Source organism: Paenibacillus sp. V4I3, assembly GCF_030817215.1.
GTDB lineage: Bacteria > Bacillota > Bacilli > Paenibacillales > NBRC-103111 > Paenibacillus_E.
In genome coordinates, this window is the sequence record NZ_JAUSZA010000001.1 from 2,113,588 (window position 1) to 2,128,609 (window position 15,022).

General features: G+C 46.8%; 14 protein-coding genes. 8 read left to right on the top strand and 6 right to left on the bottom strand.

Annotated features, from left to right (window positions below):
• Window position 1: 1 nt before the first annotated feature.
• Together QFZ77_RS09880 and QFZ77_RS09885 are read right to left on the bottom strand one after the other, a co-directional pair.
• Window positions 2–448: a GtrA family protein gene (locus QFZ77_RS09880; RefSeq protein WP_307438952.1), complete on the bottom strand. Its 447-nt coding sequence runs from the start codon at window positions 446–448 to the stop codon at window positions 2–4.
• Between the two features lie 7 nt (window positions 449–455).
• A complete protein-coding gene (locus tag QFZ77_RS09885; RefSeq protein ID WP_307438956.1) occupies window positions 456–1,478 on the bottom strand; it encodes a glycosyltransferase family 2 protein in 1,023 nt (340 codons plus the stop codon).
• Window positions 1,479–1,684: 206 nt separating this feature from the next.
• Here QFZ77_RS09885 and QFZ77_RS09890 point away from each other — a divergent pair, with 206 nt between their 5' ends.
• Window positions 1,685–2,950, top strand: coding sequence for a mannosyltransferase family protein (locus tag QFZ77_RS09890; RefSeq protein ID WP_307438958.1), 1,266 nt, complete (start codon window positions 1,685–1,687; stop codon window positions 2,948–2,950).
• A 137-nt stretch (window positions 2,951–3,087) separates the two neighbouring features.
• Window positions 3,088–3,441: a VOC family protein gene (locus tag QFZ77_RS09895; protein WP_307449377.1), complete on the top strand. Its 354-nt coding sequence runs from the start codon at window positions 3,088–3,090 to the stop codon at window positions 3,439–3,441.
• Window positions 3,442–3,517: 76 nt separating this feature from the next.
• Here QFZ77_RS09895 and QFZ77_RS09900 read toward each other — a convergent pair whose 3' ends face one another.
• Complete coding sequence (locus tag QFZ77_RS09900) at window positions 3,518–4,132, bottom strand: DUF2087 domain-containing protein (protein ID WP_307438959.1); 615 nt, start codon at window positions 4,130–4,132, stop codon at window positions 3,518–3,520.
• A gap of 196 nt (window positions 4,133–4,328) precedes the next feature.
• Here QFZ77_RS09900 and QFZ77_RS09905 point away from each other — a divergent pair, with 196 nt between their 5' ends.
• The 3 genes from QFZ77_RS09905 to QFZ77_RS09915 all read left to right on the top strand — a co-directional run bounded on the left by QFZ77_RS09905 (window position 4,329) and on the right by QFZ77_RS09915 (window position 7,440).
• Window positions 4,329–5,867 carry a multicopper oxidase family protein gene (locus QFZ77_RS09905; RefSeq protein ID WP_307438961.1) on the top strand — a complete coding sequence of 513 codons (1,539 nt, stop codon included), beginning with the start codon at window positions 4,329–4,331 and terminating at the stop codon, window positions 5,865–5,867.
• 66 nt (window positions 5,868–5,933) lie between these two features.
• Window positions 5,934–6,572, top strand: a complete 639-nt coding sequence (locus tag QFZ77_RS09910) for a futalosine hydrolase (RefSeq protein ID WP_307438962.1) — start codon at window positions 5,934–5,936, stop codon at window positions 6,570–6,572.
• 1 nt (window position 6,573) lies between these two features.
• Window positions 6,574–7,440, top strand: coding sequence for a 1,4-dihydroxy-6-naphtoate synthase (locus QFZ77_RS09915; protein ID WP_307438964.1), 867 nt, complete (start codon window positions 6,574–6,576; stop codon window positions 7,438–7,440).
• 467 nt (window positions 7,441–7,907) lie between these two features.
• Here the strand turns inward: QFZ77_RS09915 and QFZ77_RS09920 are convergent, their stop codons facing one another.
• From QFZ77_RS09920 to QFZ77_RS09930, 3 genes are all read right to left on the bottom strand, one after another.
• Entirely contained in the window at window positions 7,908–8,864 is a 957-nt protein-coding gene (locus QFZ77_RS09920) for a D-2-hydroxyacid dehydrogenase (RefSeq protein WP_307438966.1), read from the bottom strand.
• 22 nt (window positions 8,865–8,886) lie between these two features.
• Window positions 8,887–9,780, bottom strand: coding sequence for an RluA family pseudouridine synthase (locus tag QFZ77_RS09925; protein ID WP_307449379.1), 894 nt, complete (start codon window positions 9,778–9,780; stop codon window positions 8,887–8,889).
• A gap of 269 nt (window positions 9,781–10,049) precedes the next feature.
• Window positions 10,050–11,087 (bottom strand): LacI family DNA-binding transcriptional regulator, encoded by a 1,038-nt coding sequence (locus QFZ77_RS09930; RefSeq protein ID WP_307438967.1) that lies wholly within the window; start codon window positions 11,085–11,087, stop codon window positions 10,050–10,052.
• 140 nt (window positions 11,088–11,227) lie between these two features.
• Here QFZ77_RS09930 and QFZ77_RS09935 point away from each other — a divergent pair, with 140 nt between their 5' ends.
• The 3 genes from QFZ77_RS09935 (at window position 11,228) to QFZ77_RS09945 (ending at window position 14,806) form a co-directional block, all read left to right on the top strand.
• The gene (locus QFZ77_RS09935) at window positions 11,228–12,571 is read left to right on the top strand and encodes an FAD-dependent oxidoreductase (RefSeq protein WP_307438968.1); all 1,344 of its coding nucleotides are present in this window, start codon (window positions 11,228–11,230) and stop codon (window positions 12,569–12,571) included.
• A gap of 155 nt (window positions 12,572–12,726) precedes the next feature.
• The gene (locus QFZ77_RS09940; protein ID WP_307438970.1) at window positions 12,727–12,951 is read left to right on the top strand and encodes a hypothetical protein; all 225 of its coding nucleotides are present in this window, start codon (window positions 12,727–12,729) and stop codon (window positions 12,949–12,951) included.
• Window positions 12,952–13,042: 91 nt separating this feature from the next.
• Window positions 13,043–14,806: a B12-binding domain-containing radical SAM protein gene (locus tag QFZ77_RS09945; RefSeq protein ID WP_307438972.1), complete on the top strand. Its 1,764-nt coding sequence runs from the start codon at window positions 13,043–13,045 to the stop codon at window positions 14,804–14,806.
• Window positions 14,807–15,022: the final 216 nt, after the last annotated feature.

The window sequence follows — 15,022 nt, forward strand, 5'->3', positions numbered from 1 at the left end:
ATTAGGATGCCCTAGGGTTGCTCGTACCATGAGTACGGAATGTAAAATATTTATGTCCCAAATAATTTCCAATCGTATACAAGCCATTTCCAACCAAAATGGCAGCATTGTGCAGCCAATCTGCCCGCACGGATGGCATGACAGAGCTTGCTGCTTCTGCAAGCACCCAACTTAAACCATAAGAGACGCCATAACAGCTCAAGATAACAACAGCAAATTTCCACCAACTGCTGCCGACGCTGACATTGGAACGAAACGTAAATGTACGATTCAGCGTGTAGCTTACTATAGCGCCTAGGGTATTTCCTGCGAAAGTGGAAACCCAATAATTTAGGTGAAGCAGATTAAAGAATGCAAAACTGGCTGACAGGCCAACCAACGTATTGAACAGACCGACAAGTAAGAAGCGCGCGAAGCTGCTAGTCAACAAAGCTTTTATCCGGTTCATCGTATGATCACCGTGTGGAGCTTACTTGGGTGGATGGCGTATGGACCGCTTCCTGATCTTGTCCAGTTGCTGTCAAATCTTTCTCAATGACGAAAAGCGGTCGCTGCTTCACTTCTTTATATATTTTACCTATGTATTCACCAATTAAGCCGAGAGCGAGAAGCTGAACGCCTCCAATGAACCAAACCGAAAGAATAAGCGATGTCCAACCGGTAACGTTCGCTCCGAGGATTTTGCCTACAATTGCGTATAAGCCGGCAACGACACTCAGCGCGAATAGGAGGAAACCCATCAAGGTGACGAAGCGAATAGGGGTTACACTGAACGACGTGATGCCATCGAAGGCGAATGCGAGCATTTTGCGAAGCGGATATTTGGATTCTCCGGCAAAGCGTTCTTTACGGTCGTAATAAACCTGAGTGGATGGGAAGCCAAGTAATGGCACCATACCGCGAAGAAATAAATTGACCTCTTGAAATTTCTCCAAATTTTCGAGGGTACGCTTGCTCATTAAACGGAAATCCGCATGATTGTAATGAATTTTCACACCAAGCGATGTCATTAATCTATAAAAGCCTTGAGCTGTGGCTCGCTTGAAAAACGTATCCGCTGAGCGATCCTGTCGGATGCCGTAAACGATATCGTATCCTTCGTGGAATTTGACGATAAACTCGCGAATCACATTCGTGTCATCTTGCAGATCGGCATCGATGGAAACGACGCAGTCCGAATAGATTTTGGCTTTCATAAGCCCTGCAAGCAAAGCGCTTTGATGGCCGGCATTTTTCGCAAGCTTAAGCCCAGTAATAAAGGGACTGGAGGCGTGGAAGCGTTCAATAAGTGTCCAAGTCGCATCCTTGCTGCCATCGTCGACAAACAGCACTGTGCTTGTGGTAGCAATTAGTTTATCAGAGATGAGAGTTTGTAACACATTGGTAAGTTGGAATACCGTTTCTGGAAGTACTTCTTCTTCGTTATAACAGGGGACCACAATGGTCAAAACGGGATAAACCACAATTCTCGTCTCCATTCTGAAAAGAGGATTAAAAGGTTGATATATGGATTTCATTATATCGTAATGTATGTAAAATATTAATTTTTAACGAAAATTAAACATTTTTAACAAATGAACGTCCATATTAATAAGCTCTTTACGAATCCTTAACTTGGTAAAAGAGGAGGAATCAGGTAAATTTACAGAAAAGATAAATGATGCTCGGATAGGAGAGATGGAGGATGGAACTACTGAAAGAGAAAGCGCCAAAAAGAGGAAAGGTCAATGTGATTCTATCAATTGTTTTGCTTGTCCTTATTTCTCGTGCACTCATGCTATTTACTGGATATATCGGGATGAATTTGTTCAGTAAATCTTCTCAGGTACCGGTATATATGCAGAATGTGCCAGGTACCTTGTCCAAGTGGACGGTGAAGCTTCCTGGAGAACTAGCTTCTACAGAGAAGCCGAAGTTAGAGGATTTTATCAAGTTTGATACGTATTCTTATTTAAAAATAGCCACACAAGGTTATGATAAGTTTCGGATGGACGAACCGCATACGGCCGCGAATTGGGTGTTCTTTCCACTCTTCCCGCTGCTGATTTTCTTGGTTGGTAAAATATTTTGGTTCGAACCTGCGATAGTCGGAATGATCGTTTCAAATCTATGTTTGCTTGGAGCACTTATTTATATCTATTTTATTGCCCTGCAGAGGGGACTCAGTGAGCGTCAGGCGGGAACCGTACTATTGCTAATTGTGATCTATCCATCGTCGCTTTACTATACCCTACCGTACACAGAGAGTCTATTTCTGCTGCTTTCGGCAGCCTCCATCTATTATGCAGGCAGTAAAAAGTATGCAATCGCCTTTATAGCTGCTAGCTTATCCACCGTAACAAGGGTGCCTGGGTTTATCAACCTTGCTTTGGTTATGGGTACCGTGTTTATGGACGAAGGGTTCAAATGGACCTGGCGTTACCTGAAATGGTCGTTATATAGCATTTTGTCCCTTATCCCAATGGGTATTTATCTCCTACATATGAAAAGCGTCACCGGTGATTTCTTGGCACCTTTCCATGAACAGAGCTTGCACTGGTTCCGGTATACAACCATACCATTTATCAATTATTTTGGTTATTTGAAAAGGCCTTACTTCTCCACGCCAGATGGCTGGGATAACGGCTTCATTGCTTTTACCGTATCGACGGCTGTGTTTGTAGTTTTTTTGAGTTACCTCATTGTTCATTTGAAAAAGCTTTTGACAAATAAGCATGAGCTGCTATTTTTCGTTTATGGCTTGCTCCTAATCGTCATCCCATTTTCAAGTCAACCCTTATTTCTCGTAAGCGTCGTACGCTATATGATGGTGAGTATACCGCTTTATTTCTACTTAGTGAAGTTAACCGAAAAGTGGGAAAATGCCCGGATTTTCTATATGATGCTGTTTATGATTCTACAGGTTTTCGTGACGATTGGCTTTTTTAATGGGTATTATTTTGTTATCTAAACAGGGGTGAATACGAAAAGCGGCCGGAACATGAATCATCGTCCCAGCCGCTTATTACTTCATTACCATCCAAATCCGAAAGTACTAAGAACGATAACCAAGAGGATGTATAAAACGAGGACTACAGATGTGCCTGTATAAGGTACAGCAGGACCGCAACCACAACTCATGTCAATCCTTCCCTTCACTTTTGGACCGAAAAAGTTGGATTTGAAGTCGTTCGTGAAACGCCAATGGGTCCTAATTCCTTCTGGTTAGAGGTAGCGCCGCAAGGAGCGGAGTCCGCACTAGTCATTTATCCGAAGAGCATGATGAAAAATTATGCCGAACTGAAGCCTTCTGTCGTCTTTGTAACGGATAATATTCAGACGACCTACGCGAACATGAAGTCCAAAGGCGTTGAATTCGAAGGAGAACTATCAGAGATGCAGTGGGGAACTTTTGCCACATTTAAGGATGAGGATGGTAATACGTTTCTTTTAAAAGGATAAGGATTTAAAGGAAGGACGAGTTCTTAGGTCGTGTAATCGACTGGGAACCGTCCTTTTTTTACAGATCCAATCTGAATTAGGATAAATTCTCCCATTTGGCCCACATCTCCGCTGGATTGAGTTCGTATATCTCGTTCTCGCGAAACATGAACTGGTGCATAATGAATTCTCGTCGAATCGTTGCGAAATCAGGGTGGTATTTCTTAATAAATGCATTCAGTTCCTTCTCTGTGTAGGTGCGTCCTTTTTCGAGCTGCTCTACTAGATGTTCTAGGACGATAAGTTTTTTCTTGAGCTGAGCAGGGATATGCTTGAGTTTGCCATCTAAGGTTATAAAGTTTCGAATGACAGATTGCTTGAGGTTCTGATTTCGGTCTTTAAGGTCTTCATCCTTCATAGGTTCTGTATCTCCCTTCTTATTTTTGAAAATGAGATCAGCCGTCGCGGTGGCATTACTGCGAATGAAATACTCATTTAAAGTGAAGTAAATGGTGTTCTTGTCTCTACGCTCATTGATCAGACTGGCTTCGCGAAGCTTAGAGGCGTGATGGGTAATGGTTGCTGGGGTAACACCCAGTTTCTCCGCAAGAACTTGACCGTTCAGCTCTCCATCGGCTAGTAAAATGAGCATGCGTATACGTGTTGCATCGGCGAGGGCCTTGTGATAGGTAATGATTTTATCTAATTGCATGGCGGGTACACCTCCTTAGAAGAATATCTGATTTGATTAATGTCTAATTAGATACTAATTAAATTAGATGAGATTGTCAACACGATGATCCCCAATCTTAAAGAGGCAGTGGCACTGGCAAGGATTTACTAACATAATGAACAAGTTCACATTCATAAACTTACTCAGTTGATCCTAACAATGGGGAGGATTTCTTATGCCTGAGAAGATAAAGTTGCAAAAATTCGTGGATGAACTGCCTATTCCAAACACGATATCTCCCAAACTGCGAAGTTATCATAGCTCATATTACGAAGTGACCATGACGGAGTTTTCTCAGAAGCTGCACAGAGACCTCGGACCAACCCGTTTATGGGGTTATGAAGGAACATTTCCGGGTCCTACGATCGAAGTGATGAGGAATGAAACCGTGTTTGTTAAATGGATGAATGATCTACCCAACAAGCACTTTCTTCCAGTTGATACAACGATTCATGGTTCCGAAATAACGCTTCCAGAGGGTAGAAGCGTTGTACATTTACACGGTGGAAGAACGCCTGCCCATAGTGATGGTTACCCTGAAGCATGGTTTACGAGGAATTTTGAACAAACGGGACCTTTGTTTGAACGAGAGGTTTATACGTACCCGAACATTGAACGAGCCACCATGTTATGGTATCACGATCACACCGTAGGAATTACAAGATTGAACGTCTACGCGGGACTGGCGGGATTGTATCTCATTCGCGACATGCATGAACAGTCTCTTAATCTTCCAAAAGGGAAATATGAAATCCCTCTTTTAATTGTGGACCGCTCATTCAACGCAGACGGATCACTTTACTACCCCAGCAAACCTGATCAAAATGATGCTGGTCTTCCTCATCCGTCTCTTGTCCCACCTTTTGATGCGGATACGATTCTGGTAAACGGGATGGTTTATCCATTTTTGGATGTAGAGCCAAGAAAATACCGGTTTCGAATTTTAAACGCATCAAACAGTCGAATCCTTACGTTAAAATTGGAATCCAATCAGCCTTTTTATCAAATTGGTACGGATGGCGGTTTTCTTGAGACAACGATAAAAATAAATGAATTCATACTTATGAGTGCTGAGCGTGTAGATGTGATCATTGATTTTTCTCAATACTACGGTCAAACCATTGTTCTCAAAAATGTCACCAAGAGTGCAACGCCCGAAACAACAGCCGTCATGCAATTCAGAGTAACCGTTCCGTTAAAAAGTGCAGATACCAGCTCCCTTCCTTTTTATTTAGGAGGAATCAACCGACTCCAAAGAAGTATGGCAAATAGAACAAGAGATTTAACACTCATCAGAATCAAGGATCAATATGGTCGATCTTTGAATTTATTAGATGGAAAAATGTGGATGGATCGAATATCCGAAAGAATTGAACTACATACCGTTGAAGTTTGGCGAATCATCAATCTGATCGATGATGATCCTCACCCCATCCATATCCATTTGGTTGACTTTCAAATTCTTGATCGCCAGCCCTTTGATGTGTCTCATTTTCAAAAAACAGGAAACCTTATTTTCACGGGACCTCCCACTCCTCCTGATCCCTATGAAATGGGATTAAAAGATACGGTTCGGACCCCTTTTGGTTACGTTACATCCATTATTGCCCGTTTTGGACCCTTCACCGGGCGTTATGTGTGGCATTGTCACATGCTGGAGCATGAAGATTACGAAATGATGCGTCCCTTTGAGGTTTTTAAAGCACACTGGTGAAGGGGAGCATGGTCATGTAAAATAATCGTATGTAGGTTATTTTAATAAAAGGGGATAGGAACAACGATGCGCGTACTTGTAATGACGGCCGTGGCCCCTGAAAGGGATGCTGTTCAGCGCGGCCTAGGCCATGACAGCAGGTTTGAATTTGCCTTAGCTGGCGTTGGGCTTGCTGCGGCAGCAGTTAACGGAGCAATAGAGCTTGCGAAGGCTGAATATGATTTGGTTGTAATCGCCGGTATTGCCGGCGGATTTGTAGGACAAGCGGAGATAGGATCGCTTGTTGTGTCAAGCGAGATCATCGCCGCTGACCTTGGCGTGGAGCTGCTGGATGGCTTCAGCAGCTTGGACGAGCTTGGCTTCGGCTCGACGCGCGTTAGCGTTGCCGCAGATGTAGCCGAGCGAGTAACGGCGGCGTTGTTAGCCGCTGGTCTGCAGGCACAGATGGCGCCAGTGCTCACGGTGGCAACGGCCACCGGGACGGCAGCAACAGCGGCCGCGCTGGCTGCGCGTGTGCCTGGAGCCGCTGCCGAAGCCATGGAAGGCTTCGGCATTGCGACAGCTGCGCAGCAGCGCGGCGTGCCTGTGCTGGAGATCCGCGCGATCTCCAACGCGATCGGTCCTCGCGACCGTGACGCTTGGCGTATCGGTGATGCCTTGAAGGCTTTAGAAGCAGCAAGTTCAGTCCTAGCGGAGGTGCTTTAATATGAAGATCGCGTACTCACCTTGTCCGAACGATACATTTGTTTTCCATGCTTGGGCGCATGGATTAATCCCAGGTGCCCCCGAGCTGGATGTCTTATATGCCGACATCGACATTACGAACAAGCTAGCTGCCGAAGGCAGCGGGCCGGATGTCCTTAAGATCTCTTACGCAGCACTGCCTTGGGTGCTGAAGGACTACGCCCTGCTGCCCTGCGGCGGCGCCTTGGGCAGAGGCTGTGGGCCGCTGGTGCTGATGAAGAACAGTGGCACAGAGGGAACAGCGGGAATAGAGGGAACAGTGCCAGACCCGGCAATGCTCAGCGGCAGCAGGGTCGCTGTGCCGAGCGAGCGCTCGACCGCGTACTTACTGTTCCGCCTCTGGGCGGCACAGAACGTTCCGGGCGGCGTTGGCGAAATCGTGGTCATGCCGTTCCACGAGATCATGCCCGCCGTGCGGGACGGCCTCATCGATGCCGGCCTCGTCATTCATGAAGCGCGCTTCACTTACCCGTCTTACGGGTTAGCGCTTCTCACAGATCTGGGCAGTTGGTGGGAGTCGGACACCAACCTGCCGATCCCTCTGGGCGCCATTATTGCACGGCGCTCCATGGATCTTGAGGCGCTTGCGGGCTGGGCCCGCGCCTCGGTCGAATACGCGTGGGCGCATCCGGAAGCATCGCGCGACTACGTCATGGAGCACGCGCAGGAGATGGACCCGCAGGTCGCTGGGGCGCACATCGACCTTTACGTGAACGAATTCACCGCTGATCTAGGAGAGAGCGGCTATGGCGCCGTCTTGACCTTGCTCCAGCGGGCTGCGGAGGAAGGGCTTGTGCCACAAATGGATTATGCGGCATTGCTGAAATAACGCTATGAAATCGAAAAACCGCTTAAGTGCGCTAACACTTAAGCGGTCAAAATAACGAGGCTGTGGATACCCGCAGCCCGTATGGTTTTGAACGTAGAGAAGACCACCGTTTAGGGAGTGAACCCTATCACGGTGGTTTTTTCGTCCTTATAAGGCTGATTTCGTTTATGTTTGCGGGGCGCGAGAGCAGGCTAGATCAGCTGGTTGGTTTTCCCAATTCAAGCCCCGTAGCGATGTTTTTCATCGTTAAAGTGTGCATGAATAGGAAAATGAGCTTCGTTAGCGATATAAAACATGCTTAAAACTTCCGTACCCAAGTGAAATGGTCTAATCTGCTCGCTGTAGTGATGCTTTTCGTCGTTAAAGTGTGTACGAGGAGGGAATGTGCTCGGTTAGCGCTGTAAAACATCACTAAATTCACAGCACAACAGGGATACACGGAACGATTCCCAGAAGTCACTCACTCACTACCCAATCACATTTACCGGACGCCCATCTAGATAAGCACATACATTACCGATCGCCGTACCCATCAGTCTAGCTCGTGCTTCTTTTGTAGCCCACGCGATATGCGGGGTAATGATCACATTTCTCGCATGCAGCAAGGGATTGTCAGGCCGTGGCGGTTCTACTGTCAGCACATCGAGCCCAGCTCCTGCTAGTCTGCCTTCGTTCAAAGCATGAGCGACATCCTCCTCGTTGAGAAGACCGCCTCGTGCTGTATTAATTAAAATAGCCGTCGGTTTCATCTGAGCTATCTTTTTAGCATCAATCAGTTGATTCGTTGCCGGTGTCAACGGACAGTGGAGACTAATAACATCAGAGCGCTGCAGCAGCTCGTCGAGCTGTACCCACTCGATACCCTCAACAAGTTGAGGGATATTTCTTCCGCTGCCAGTCGCGATAACCTTCATCCCCATCGCCTGTGCTATCACCGCGGTTTGTTTGCCGATTTGCCCTAAGCCAATCAGTCCCATGGTTTGACCACTTAACTCCACAAGCGGAGATCGGCTGTAGCTGAAATCAATCGACCCAGACCAATCCCCACTAAGCACGCTGTCACTATGCTGCTGCACCCGATGGCAAAACTCCAATAACAAAGCAAAGACCAATTGAGCAACAGAATGCGTGCTGTAAGCAGGAACGTTAGCGACAATGATGCCACTAGCCTTGGCAGCTTGAATATCAACGATATTGAATCCGGTCGAAAGTACGCCAATATAGCGAAGCTTGGGCAGCTTATGAAGTATTTCAGCGGAAAGCGGCGTCTTATTCGTCAACACAATCTCCGCATCAGCAGCGCGCTCAACGATTTGCGACTCAGCAGTTCGATCGTAGACAACAAGATTGCCGAGTGAATCTAATCCGCTCCAGTCCAGATCGCCGGGATTTAGTGTGTAGCCATCAAGTACAACGATTTGCATCTCTTATCGCTCCCCAAGCCAATTATTTCTTCGCAGGTAACTCTTTAAATGGATTCAAAAACAACTTCGGAATATGCGTCTCAAATCGCAATAGCTGACCCGTTGTCGGATGCAAAAATGCAAGCACACGAGCATGAAGTCCAAGACGGCCGATTTCCTTCGTTTTTGAACCGTATTTCTTATCGCCAACAACGGGGTGGCCGATGTCCTGCATATGAACGCGGATTTGATTTTTGCGGCCGGTTTCGAGATTAACCTCTAACAGCGAAAAGCTCTTGTTAGATTGCAGCGTTTTATAATGAGTAACTGCGTGCTGTCCATCATTCGGATACGGAGTCGAAAACATTTTAAGCGACTTCGTATGCTCTTTGAGCCATGAGGAAATGGTCCCTTCGGGCTTTTTCACCATGCCTTCAACCAAGGCAACATAAGTGCGCTCTTTGACACTCTCCTGCCAAGTGTTCTGTAGGTGCTGTTGAGCCTCCTCGTTTTTGGCAAACATCATCACGCCGGATGTATCTCGATCCAGTCTATGTACAACGAAAATCCGAGCCTTCGGATCGTGGTTTCGAACATGTGCCGTTAGCTGACGATAGGCTGTAATCTCATTTTCTTTCGTATTTGTGGCGATAGATAATAGCCCGGCATCCTTTTGAATGACAATCACATCTTCATCTTCGTGCAAAATCGTCATGCCAGCGAGCGGAATATCTTCGACGATTTTATCTTTGTTAATGGTGACCGTTTGCTCTGGCTGCAATGGATAGTTGTAAGCTGTTACGGCTTTGCCATTCACTGCGACTTGTCCACGGGCAAGTATGGCTTTTACCGAATTCCGGCCCAAACTCGAAAGCTTTTCTATTAAAAAAGGAAGAAGCTCAGAGGACTCCTTGACGGTGTACTGGCGAGTGCTCATCTCTTGGTTTCCTTTAGTTGGAGTAGGATTTTGGCTCTGACTCTTATTTTGCTTGAATTTGGGAGTCTGGTTCTGGTTTTTATTTGGACTTTGAAACTTACCTTGCTTCTTTTGCATAAAAAAGACCTCCTATTACGATCGCTTACCTTCCGGTCAGATCATTCACCTTACAATATACCACGTTCGCAAAAGCAAATGAAACGCTGTGAGGGAAGATCCTATATAGCGCGCGATGTTCAAGGTACATCCCAAGGGAAATTACTAATCCGCTACACCTGTCCCGCCAGTTTCTGAATCGTGCTCCCCGCGAAAAATTCTCCCTGTAACCGCACATGTTCAAAGGGTAAATGCGGATTCGCAATTCGCCAAAGCATCCGATCTGCTGCGCGATAGCCGGTTTCTCGAATCGGCAGCTGCGGACGCGAGCACAGTGGAAGCATGTCACTTTGTTCATTGAGCAGTGCGACTAACGAGCATTGCTGTGGAACAGCAACCCCTAAACGGCGCAGCGTGTGATATATAGGCGCAGCTTCCTCATCGATACCGCAAATAACGGCAGTAGGCTTGTGCGTCCTATAGAGCACTCCGAAATTCTGCAGCCACCGATCTGTGCCGTCTCGTTCCGTTGCGTGTTCTTGCGGATCCGCCGCAAACCCGGCTTCTTTCATCGCCTCGCGAAAGGCCTGCCACCGGATAACGAAGCCACGTTGATCCAGGGCATCTCCTACATACATTATCTTCCGATGCCCCATTCGCACAAGTCTTCGAACAGCTTGAAAAACAGCCTCGTATACATCCCAAATCACACTATCCACCTTGGTCTCCGGCGGTGGGAAGTTCAGCAGAATGCGAGGGAGCGGAAGCTCCAACAATTTCAGCTCCAGAAGGTCCAAATTCATCCGCGGCGCAATGAACACACCTTCCGCATACATCAGCTCTTGCTCCTCAGCCCATGCTTCAAATTGCGATGGCCTTAGGTGTGGAGGAATGAGGAGAGGCTGTACTGTGTGGCCGAATTCCATGAATCTTTCGTGCAGTCCTTGCAGCAATAGTCGATTGAAGTTTAAAGACTGTTTATTTTGGACCAGCACAAACCGTCGCTTTACAACAGGATAGGGTGAGATATGATCCAACTGCAGCGTTTGTTTCTGATCTTTGGTCATATAGCCAAGCTCGCGTGCAAGCCGGAACACTTCACTTCTTGTCTGTTCGGACATTCCGGGGAGTCCACGCAGCGCTTTAGACACCGTTTGTATCGTAAGACCGAGCTCAGCGGCCAAAACATGAAGCGTAATTCGTTTGCGCATAGGTCGGTGAATTCCTCATTTCATTTACTTTGTATCTGCAATTTTAAACTAAATTTAAACTTAAAAGAAGGTTAAATTTAAACTACACTAAGGGGGAAGCAAGGAATTCAGAAGAACATAAACAAAGGGAGCGAATACAGATGAACAAAATAATAGAAGCAGATATCGTCGTTGTAGGCGGAGGTCCAGCCGGTGTCAACGCAGCCATTGCGGCAGGACGGAGCGGGGCTAAGACGGTATTGATAGAGAAATACGGCTTTATTGGCGGGATGTCAACCGCTGCGCTTGTTTATCCATGGATGACATTTCATACAACAGATGGCAAGCAAGTCATAAAAGGACTTGCGCAAGAGATAATCGACCGCCTCATAGCAATGAATGCATCCCCCGGCCATCTTCGGGACACGGTGGGCTTTGTTAATACAATTACCCCATATCACGCTGAGATTTATAAAGTGCTTGCTGTTGATATGTTGAAAGAAGCGGGTGTTAAGCTTCTATTCCATAGCTTTGTTGATCATGTAGAGACCGTCGACAACCGTATCCAGTCCGTACAATTAACGTCCAAGTCGGGTAGAATTGATGTGAAGGGCAAAGTATTTATCGATACAACAGGAGATGCGGATCTTGCTTATTTATCAGGAGCACCTTGTTTACAAGGGCGTGACGGTGATAAACTCACTCAACCGATGACGATGAAATTTCGGATGCGCGGTGTGGATTTGGCAGTCGTCAAACAGTACATGATCGACCATCCAGATGAATTTTATAAAAAGACACCGATTGATGAGCTTGCTAATCTGCCTTTATCTGGTGTTTTGGGTTATTACAAGCACTGGAAGGAAGCGAACCTGCCGATTAATCGAGATCAGGTGCTCTTCTTCACAGGTCCTGAAGCCGACGAAGTACTGGTCAACACTACGCGTGTACAAGGGCTCGACGGGACTAATGTTGAGGATTTGACAGAAGCTGAAGAACTGGGTCGTAAGCAGGTATTGATGGTAGCAGAGTTCATGAAGAACAACCTGCCTGGCTTCGAAAAAGCCTCGATTTCATCCGTAGGCGCTCAAATCGGTATTCGTGAGACGCGCCGAATTGATGGTCAGTATGCTCTACAGGTTGACGATGTCGTGCAAGGACGCCATTTTGAAGATGTTATCGCACGCAGCGGCTATCCGATCGACATTCACGACCCATCCGGCAAAGGTGTGACTGCTGCTTGGGTCGAAGGTGACGGAGCATACGACATCCCATACCGCTGCCTGCTGCCGCAAAAAATCGAGAACCTGCTGACCGCAGGGCGCTGTATCTCAACGACGCATGAAGCACTAGCAACAACACGTCTCACTCCAAGCTGTATGGCAACAGGGCAAGCAGCCGGTTCAGCAGCAGGACTTGCTGTTAAGCATGGTATGCAACCTGCGAAAATTGATATTGCGGAGCTGCAATCTGTTCTCGTTCAAGGCGGAGCGGTGTTGAAGTAGCAAAAGGCCTTCTCAGCGAAAGCAGAGTAGCCTCCCCGCCGAATAGGGGCGGAAAAGGCGCTTAAATGCTAACAACTGTATGCCCACCTCCAAATAAGGGAACACTTCTACTTACATGCTGCAAGACTACATGTGAGAAAAGGTGGGAATTCCTTATGCTTTTATATCAGTTAACGCAATGGTTTGAAGAGCGCACCACCCTGCAAAAGGCTTTGCAAAATGGAGCAGCTGAAAGTACTGGAGAATTGCAACAAAGAATGCAAGAAGTCGAAGATCAGCTGTATTCCCATGCCGAACGCTGGAAAAATGCGATTCAGGAAGCCTCCTATTTGCAGTTTCCTTATGAGAATCCTCAGTTGGATGATGATATGGTTCTTTAGTCTTCTTGGGAGGGCTTACCTTTGTATTTCCTCGGTTTTCGTGTAGAATTAGATTGTACGAAAAACGAGAACAGAACGAGGTTTTTTGATAATGAAAGTACTTGTATCCACACTTAATGCCAAATTCATTCATACATCCTTGGCCTTACGCTATCTGAAAGCGTTCTGCGAGAAGGATTTTGACGTTGAAATTACAGAATATACGATCAAAGACCCAGTCATGAACGTCGTTTCGGACATTTACCAAAAGGCCCCGGATGTATTGGGTTTTTCTTGTTATATTTGGAACATTGAAGAAACGATTACGATTATTAAAATGATCAAAAAGATTCGGCCAGATCTCCTGATCATGCTTGGCGGCCCCGAAGTCTCCTATGATACCGAGTACTGGATGAATCGCATTCCTGAGGTCGATTTCATTGTGATGGGCGAAGGGGAAGAGACCTTCCACCAACTGCTGACGGAAATTTCAACGACTCGCAAATATCATTTTGTTTATGGACTGGCTTATCGCAAAGGCGAGGAAATCGTACTGATGCCGGGCAGACCTAAGCTGAAGCTGGACGATATCCCGTCTCCGCATCGTTTTGCAGAAGATGTGCCAAGTCTGGCTAATCGTGTTGTGTATTTCGAGACGAGCCGTGGCTGCCCTTTCTCTTGCCAATTCTGCTTGTCGAGTATTGAGGTCGGTGTGCGGTATTTTGATATGGAACGCACCAAGTCAGACCTGCTGTACTTAATTGACTCCGGCGCAAAGCTAATCAAGTTCGTGGATCGGACGTTTAATATTAAGCGTGATTATGCTATGGAAATCTTTGAGTTCCTCATTGCCAATCATCGCGGCACCGTGTTCCAGTTTGAGATTACTGCGGACATCATGCGTCCAGAAGTACTAGATTACCTAGCAGAGAATGCCCCTCCGGGTACATTCCGCTTCGAGATCGGGGTTCAATCTACGAATGACACGACCAATGATTTGGTGCAGCGCAGGCAGAATTTTTTCAAGCTGAGCCGTACGGTATCTAAGGTGAAAAATAGTCTGAAAATCGATCAGCATCTCGATCTTATCGCCGGCTTGCCGGAAGAGGATTATAATTCGTTCCGCAAAACGTTTAACGATGTCTTTGAACTAGGTCCGGAAGAATTGCAGCTTGGATTCCTGAAAATGCTGCGCGGCACGGGTATGCGCAATGACGCGCATAAATACGGCTACGTCTACATGGACCACGCGCCATATGAGATTCTCGGCAATGACATTCTGCCGTTCACTGATTTGATTCGCATCAAACGGGTGGAGGATGTTCTGGAGAAATATTGGAACGCGCACCGCATGGATCATACGGTCAAATATTTAATCGCCAAAGAATTCGCTTCTGCGTTTGATTTTTTTCAAGAGTTCGGCGACTTCTGGGAAGGCCGCGGTTGGCAGAAGATTGGGCATCAGCTCGAGGATCTGTTTACCCGTTTGCGCGACTTCCTGATGCATCGTGAAACGATAAACATGCACGTCATTGAAGGCTTGATGAAGCTGGATTATTTCCTGGGTCATAAATATAAGCCGCGCAAAATCTGGTGGGACTTCACCTTGGAGAAGTCCGAGCAGAACGCACACCTAAGGCTGCTGGCTGAGCAGCCTGAGCTCGTCAGCGGCGACTTCCAGAGCCTCCGTATCAATGAAAAAGATCTCCACAAGCACGCGATGCTTGAGGTGCTACCCTTCACTTTGCAGACGTATCTGCAGAGCGGAGAGATCGACGAAAGCAGCAAAGAGCTGCTTGTTGTTCACTTCCCGCCGGACGCGCAGCAGCCGGCCAGCTATTACACCATGCCTCTGCAGCAAGTGGCAGCCGTATAATCGAAGCCTCGCTCCCCGTACGAATAGGGAGTGGGGCTTTTTAGCTTAGCCCGGATAATATGGTTTAATCAAGATTCCGCCTTCCTATATCGAATGTATGAACGGAAATTCTGATCCGCAGGTTTGGACGATATAGCTTCATGAACCTTTTTACATCCCATCGAAGGATTTCCCTGAAAAATCCATTGACCACAGGTAAGGTTCAGTGATAAGATT